The sequence below is a fragment of the Salipaludibacillus sp. CF4.18 genome, assembly GCF_051262595.1.
GTDB classification, from domain to species: domain Bacteria; phylum Bacillota; class Bacilli; order Bacillales; family Salisediminibacteriaceae; genus Salipaludibacillus; species Salipaludibacillus neizhouensis.
In genome coordinates this window covers 1-6,172 of sequence record NZ_JBIMEV010000100.1, presented here as the reverse complement: position 1 = coordinate 6,172, position 6,172 = coordinate 1, and the positions used below count along the sequence as shown (strand labels likewise).

Here is a 6,172-nt window from a genome sequence, read left to right as displayed (position 1 = left end):
ATATTATATCAAGGGTTAATTGATGGAGATGATTAATGAGACAACATGAAGGCCTCTCGGATTGATTTTTACTCCGTTTCTATTCAAAAACACGGATTCCGTGCGATGTAACTGACTCTCTAATTGTTGTTCCCTGAACGCATGAAATAGCGGGATAACAACGGGATGAAGAGGGAGGAGGCGTTCTTTTTTTCCTTTTCCTTCAACGCGGACCGTGTGATTACTAAGGTTAATTCGTTCCCATGTTAGATCCACTAATTCTTGCCGTCGCATGCCTGATGTTGCTAGTAATTTAAATAATAATTGGTTTCGCATTGCAAGTGGTCGATGATCATTTTCTAGAAAATAAAATAGTTTTTGTAATTCTTCTAAGGTCATATAAACAGGTAATTTTTTATCAGATTTCGGTGATTGCACACCAGCCATGAAATCATTTTGCATGCAATTTTCTTTTAAACAAAACACACTGAACGACTGTAAACATGAATACGCCGCTGAATAGTCCGTGGTTTAGCATGGTGATTCATGACTTGATCTTGAATAAACCTTCGACTCGTTGATGGAATTAACGTATCTAACAGTTATGATCGATCATTTGTTCGTAAAAAATCTTGATAGCATTTTAGATCAAAAGGATGCCACAAAGTGTATTTATCGATAGTTTTTTTCAACTTCAAGATACATCATAAAGCTTCCTGAAAATTCATTGTAAAGACCTCCAAATCAAGTGAATTAACGGACGACACTAAAACTTATGGTCGAACTTTAAAGTTATTGGGTCGAACCTATAAAACTTATGAAGTCAGTCCTAATCGTCAAGTGAGGGAATTTGTTTCACAATAACATTTATTATCGTAACAAGGAGTTATGGTTATTGTCCCTTTTTAATTTATTTCTAGTTTACATAATATATATTCAATGGCTTGATTTGTGTACTTATGGGGAAGTTGACATAACTTATGTATCGACCCTATATCTTATTGGATTCGACTATTAGTATTATGTTCATGTTAATCGAACATAACCTGAATCATATCAAATGATTTCTAATTGGCCAATGAGGAGCAATTTTTTACATATCAGAAGTTACCCACAAGTGTCGTAACTGCCATCACTGAGAAGGACAAGGAATGCCTTGAAACCAGGATAAGCCCATAACTTATCCTATGGACCAAAAAACAAGTAATAATCGCATCTCGGTTATTAGGATAATGCTGTATCTCCTCATCTAGGTAAATCTGTTTTAAGTTAAAAAGAATATCTTGGGTAATTCTAGATTGATATAATTTTTGACAATAGGATCCCAGGAACGAGTAGCTTATCCGATATTGATTAGCTGAATACTTATAACTAAAGTTATAAATGTGGTTTAATTTGACCACATTCTTTAGTTTCCGAGCCATTCAAATCAGATGTTGATTATGCTAGTTCTGGAGGGATACAGATAGATACGGGAAAAGACATCGTGACCTGGGTACCCAGTCCAACATCACTTTGAATAGATACTTCTCCGTGATGTTGCTCTATAATTTTATAGGTAAGCATTAACCCTAATCCAAATCCTTTTTCTTTGTTTGAGAAGAACGCCTCTCCTAACTTCGGAATCAAAGATATCGCTCGGATTATGGCGTCGATTGAATCGATAAAAGAATTCATCAAATTGAGACTGGGATAACTTTGCCCTTAACCTTAAAGGTACCTGGATGTAAGCTTTCGCCTTTACAATAACCAAAATCTTGCGCATTAGGGAATTTAGATAAAGGAATTCTTTTAATCTATTAGTAAATCATTGAATTCCGAATTTTGTCATATTATAATAGAATTAATAATATTTAGGTAACTTTTGTATCAGGTCTTTAGTAAGGTGAATAAAAATATAAAGGCAAACATTCAGAAATGGGTGGACGCAAAACTAGAGGGGCTAAAACTATTAGGTCATGCCAGCCAGATGCCGTATTGGGAGAACACATCCTATTAACGGATGTGTTTTTTATTTATATCAAAATTGAGAGGAAAGTGGATATGAATAAAAACAAACAAGAATCGTCGGTGCTACAAGCACAAAATTTAACTCTTGAAATGATTGCCATAGGACAGCCGCTTGTTCATGTGTTAGAGAAAATTATATATATTATCGAAGAGTTTATTCCCAATGCGTATTGTTCGATCCTCATTTTTAATGAGGATGAACATTCACTAGAAGACTGTATCGCTCCAAGTCTTGCTGGTGAATACATCAATGCGATTAATGGGATCAAAATCGGTCCGAATGTTGGTTCCTGCGGTACAGCTGCTTTTCGTAAAGAAACAGTGATTGTAGAAGATATTGAAAATGATCCGTTATGGAAGGAGTATCGTTCATTAGCCTTAACTTTCGGACTAAGAGCCTGTTGGTCAAAACCTATATTATCTTCAAACGAAGAGGTGGTAGGGACATTCGCATTATATTATAAAGAGCCAAAAGGGCCTAACCTTAATGAACAAGAACTTTTTGAATCATTTGCTCATTTAGCAGCACTTGCATTAGAACGCTGGAAAACAGAGCAAGTACTACAACAAAACGAAGCCAATTTTAACCTTATAGCAGATAATGTAACAGATTTTGTAGGTATCGTAGATAAAAATGGTGCGTTTGAATATACATCCCCATCTTATGAAAAGTTTTTAGGATATTCTTCTCATGATCTAATGAGTAAAGTATGGATTGATTATGTACATCCTAATGATCGTTGCAGTGCTGAAGACGCAATTAAGAAAATGTTACAAACCATTGAGAAACAAAGAATATTCTTTCGTTTCAAACATAAACAAGGGCATTGGATCCCCCTTGAAGGTGAAGCAACACCAATAATAGAGAGCTATGGTAATGTGAACCGCTATATTTATATCTCTCGTGACGTGACAGAAAAAATGAAAACCGAAGAAAAAGTCAAAGAAACAAATCGGTTTCTTCACACGTTGATTCAATCTGCACCTGTTGCGATTGTAGCATTCGACCGATATCAAAAGGTGACATTGTGGAATCCTGCCGCTGAACGTATTTTTAATTGGGATAAGTCAGAAGTGTTGGGGCAATCATATCCCCTTCTAAACGATAAGACATCTAAGCATCAACATGATTGGTTGAAAAATGTTGTTAAAGAAGGCAGGGTGTTTGTAGATAAAGAGGAGAAACGTCAAAAAAAAGATGGAACAATAATTGATGTGAGTGTCTCCACAGCTCCTCTTTACAATTCTAAAGGAAAAATTGATGGGGCTATTGGCATCCTTCAAGATATCTCTAACCAAAAGAAAGCCGAACAAAGGATCTACCATTTGGCTTTCTATGATATGATTACTGATTTACCGAATCATGTGTATCAAGAACATATCACGGAAATTCTTGAAAGTGCTGAACAAAAGAAGCGTTCTCTTGCTTTATTGTATATTGATGTCAATCGATTTAAGTATATTAATGACACGTTAGGATACGATTATGGCAACGATCTGCTTAAACTCATCGCCAATCGATTAAAAACTCATCACAACAGTGTTTACCATATTAGCGGCGATGAATTTGTTATTCTCTTAAATGACACCAATCAAAAAAGAGTGGCGTACATCGCCGAACATCTTTTTGAGGTTTTTGAAGAGCCTTTTCGTTTGGGGCACCACCAAGTGAATATAAATATGAGTATAGGCATTAGTTTGTACCCTGATCTCGGAAAAACAGATGAATCATTGATGAAAAAAGCTAACATTGCTGTCCCAAAGTCTAAAAAAAATCAGACGAGTCATTATCAGTTTTATACAATGGAAATGAGTCATAAAATTAATAAACAAATGGAACTTGAACAAAACCTACATACAGCTTTAGAAAAGGAAGAATTCATCGTGTATTTTCAACCCCAAGTGGACATTAAAACAGGCGAATTGATCGGTTCTGAAGCCTTGGTCCGCTGGAATAGAGGAGATTTAGGAATAGTTTCTCCAGCCGACTTTATTCCTATTGCTGAAGAAACAGGCCTAATCATTCCAATTGACCAATGGGTGTTAAGGGAGGCTTGTAAACAACAAAAGCAATGGTTAAGTGAAGGATATCCACTAAAAACAGTTTCCGTGAATCTATCTGTTCAGCAGTTTTATCAAGGTAATTTAGTATCCAAGGTTACCCAAATATTAAGGGAAACAGAGTTGGATCCGCATTATTTAATTCTTGAAATTACGGAAAGCATTGTTATGGAAAAGACCGATGTCGCCACTCGTAAATTGAAACAACTAAAAGACATGGGAATTAAAATCGCTTTAGATGATTTTGGGACAGGGTATTCTTCTTTGAATTATTTGAAGAACCTTCCCATTGATATTGTGAAAATTGATAGGTCTTTTATTCAAGATATGGATTCGGATCCAAAAGCAAAGGAAATTTTAAGTACCATTATTCTTCTGACAAAACAATTAGGTTTAACCGTTTTGGCTGAAGGAATAGAAACAGAAAAACATTTACGATTCCTTGAAGAACATCAATGTTTTGAGGGACAGGGATTTTTATTTAGTCCACCAGTTCCGAGCCGAGAATTACAGCATATGTTGGAAAGAAAAATTGACTCTAATTCTTTTCACTATTTTTAGTGTAGTCTTTTTGTAACGGGTTTACTTCAGAAGTAAAGACAAGCCATTCACAAATCAAAACGCATGTGAGTTCACATAGAAATGTGGTTACTCCTAAAAGTTAAAGTTTTTATTATGTAGCTGATTGGCTGAATTGAGTTCTGTATTCAACAGGACTTAATCCAGCCAATTTTTCTTTTGATCGTGTACAAACCTATACCTTGATTTAATGATTAATAAGGTTCTTTTCTCTGCATTCATGGCATCTAAGGAGTTATTAATCAAGTTCAAAAAGAAGCTGTTGAAAAGTCTGCGATATTACTCAAATGTAAGTCAACCAATTTAACTTCTTTTAAAGCTCTTTTCAGGTTTATCCTTCGCTATTTCAAAAATTCAGTAACAATATCGTTTACACGGTTGATGAAGAGAATAATAAGATAGGAATACCGATTTGTTTTTCCTTTGCCAAAATCGATTATACATCAAGTCCTGAAGGAACGATATTTAATATCCATTTCTCCAAATAGTCTTTCTATCTTCCTCTTGCAATAAGGGAGAGGTTTATAGAAGTAAACTGTTGTTGCTCTTATATTGAAAAAAAGAGAGATGGAGATTCATTAAAATATTGTGTTGCATTGGTTCATAATGTGGAGTTGAAATAAGTAGAAATAACTAGCCAAGTGATCTTATTTTACCGTATTTATTCAAGTAAATATCAAGTTTTTGGCTATTTTTAATAGTATGTGGGTGAGTGAGGCCTCTTAAATGACCAGTATTTATCATAAGGCTACGTAGTAACTTGATTTTATATTCTAACTTATCCAAAGGTTTCTCTTGAGTTGCCACGACTTCCTCCTAAAGGTATAAAATTAACGATCTAAAAAACCGACAAAGATAATCTTATAGTATATCTAAAGAATTGTTAAGTGATTCGACGAAACTTCTATCATTACGTCAAAAATTTTGTTGACGTCCATAGTACGAAGGAATTGTCAGGATTATGTTTAACAGAGATTATGAAGAGATGTTTTAAAAAACGAAGGGGAGTTGAACAAATCAGAAAAAAGGAAACCGCATAATAGATGTGTTTTCCTTTTATTTTCGAGTGTTTATACGGAAGTTCCTAAAATATATTATCAGGAAAATAACAATATATTACATATTCATAGTCATTTTTCTTACAAAATTTGATCATATTCAACATAAAACCTGAAATAGTGATTATTCTAATCCTAGGTGGGAATGTGTCTATTATAGTTAGAAAACATCACTTTTGGGAAATTTTAAGACCGCTATAATTATTTGGAATGTAAATAGCAAAGCTATGGAAACATAGTGACGCAAAGCTATAGGGGCTAAAGCAAATGCAAAGCCAGCCAGTTGCCGTTTCAGGATAGCACATCCTGTATTATTCGGGTTGTTTTTTTTGTGTAGATATGGAGGATGGTTAAAATATGGATAATGTATTCGATGCCGCGATTGTTTGGATCTTACTTTGGCGCGAAATACTTTTTGATTAACTACAATTAATTTTTAATGTAATCCTTATGGATCTTTTTTAAGAATATTTTAAGGAAGGGGC

Annotated in this window: 4 protein-coding genes and 2 riboswitches; of the genes, 1 reads left to right on the top strand and 3 read right to left on the bottom strand. The window is 34.5% G+C overall.

Features of this window, described 5'->3' with window-relative positions; all coding sequences use genetic code 11:
- Positions 1 to 15: 15 nt before the first annotated feature.
- On the bottom strand, positions 16 to 441 hold the full coding sequence (locus ACHABW_RS25090; protein WP_435759687.1) for a site-specific integrase: 426 nt from the start codon (positions 439 to 441) through the stop codon (positions 16 to 18).
- Positions 442 to 1,419: 978 nt separating this feature from the next.
- Entirely contained in the window at positions 1,420 to 1,608 is a 189-nt protein-coding gene (locus ACHABW_RS25085; protein WP_435759685.1) for an ATP-binding protein, read from the bottom strand.
- A gap of 263 nt (positions 1,609 to 1,871) precedes the next feature.
- A riboswitch (cyclic di-GMP riboswitch) is annotated at positions 1,872 to 1,956 on the top strand.
- Between the two features lie 66 nt (positions 1,957 to 2,022).
- Here ACHABW_RS25085 and ACHABW_RS25080 point away from each other — a divergent pair.
- Complete coding sequence (locus ACHABW_RS25080; RefSeq protein WP_435759683.1) at positions 2,023 to 4,611, top strand: bifunctional diguanylate cyclase/phosphodiesterase; 2,589 nt, start codon at positions 2,023 to 2,025, stop codon at positions 4,609 to 4,611.
- Positions 4,612 to 5,262: 651 nt separating this feature from the next.
- Here the strand turns inward: ACHABW_RS25080 and ACHABW_RS25075 are convergent.
- Complete coding sequence (locus tag ACHABW_RS25075) at positions 5,263 to 5,436, bottom strand: aspartyl-phosphate phosphatase Spo0E family protein (protein WP_435759681.1); 174 nt, start codon at positions 5,434 to 5,436, stop codon at positions 5,263 to 5,265.
- 459 nt (positions 5,437 to 5,895) lie between these two features.
- Positions 5,896 to 5,978, top strand: a riboswitch (cyclic di-GMP riboswitch).
- The last annotated feature ends 194 nt before the right edge of the window (positions 5,979 to 6,172 follow it).

Coding starts and splice junctions, on each gene's coding strand:
- ACHABW_RS25090 (WP_435759687.1), bottom strand. CDS start 441: ATGCAAAATGATTTCATGGCTGGTGTGCAATCACCGAAATCTGATAAA.
- ACHABW_RS25080 (WP_435759683.1), top strand. CDS start 2,023: ATGAATAAAAACAAACAAGAATCGTCGGTGCTACAAGCACAAAATTTA.